The organism is Halorubrum sp. Atlit-26R (genome assembly GCF_003666015.1).
Taxonomy (GTDB): Archaea; Halobacteriota; Halobacteria; order Halobacteriales; family Haloferacaceae; genus Halorubrum.
This window is the reverse complement of the sequence record NZ_QPLT01000305.1, coordinates 1-582: the sequence shown is the minus strand read 5'-3', so window position 1 is coordinate 582 and position 582 is coordinate 1. Positions and strand designations below refer to the sequence as shown.

Sequence of the window (582 nt, the reverse complement as noted above, 5' to 3'; positions counted from 1 at the left end):
GTCCTCGCTGAATTGTGCATGCGTGTACGAGAGTTGCTGTTGGGTCGGCGTCTTCTCGAGGTCAGTAATATCGAAGTGGAAGCTCTTGACCCGGCTTGGCTTCCGACCGAGCTGTTGCGCTAATTCATTCTGTGAGATCCCGCGTATTCCCTTGAATAAGAGCGTGCGAAACATTTCGTCGGTTCCGAAGTCGACGCGGTTCTGGTCGCGTGCATCCTCGAGATTGTTGACGGGAATTGAGAGCTGGCGAATGACATCCCAGAGATGGTCTTCGCGCGCACAGAGCGTCTCCGCGTGCACGACGATTGACTCAGCAACTGCCGCCGGATCACTCATCATTATCCCGCCTCCAAGCCGCACTACTGCACTGGTAGCATGACGCTAGCCAGATTGTGGAGTGATTCAGTCCCAGTGTAGCCCCGATAGGATGACGAATATCAGTATAGAATAGAGTAGAATTAGGGTTGAGCATTAGCGTTAGTTGTCTGTCTGGGGCTTGTCACTGCGGATGTATGAAGGGGTATGCGGGCTGTAATTGAAGAACTGGTTGGGGCTAAAATACAGTGTAGACCAAATATCGGT

General features: G+C 52.2%; 1 pseudogene. It reads right to left on the bottom strand.

Annotation, left to right across the window (positions count from 1 at the left end):
• Nucleotides 1–339: pseudogene (locus tag DVK07_RS20700) on the bottom strand (ISNCY family transposase); the annotation flags it as partial.
• Between the last annotated feature and the right edge of the window lie 243 nt (nt 340–582).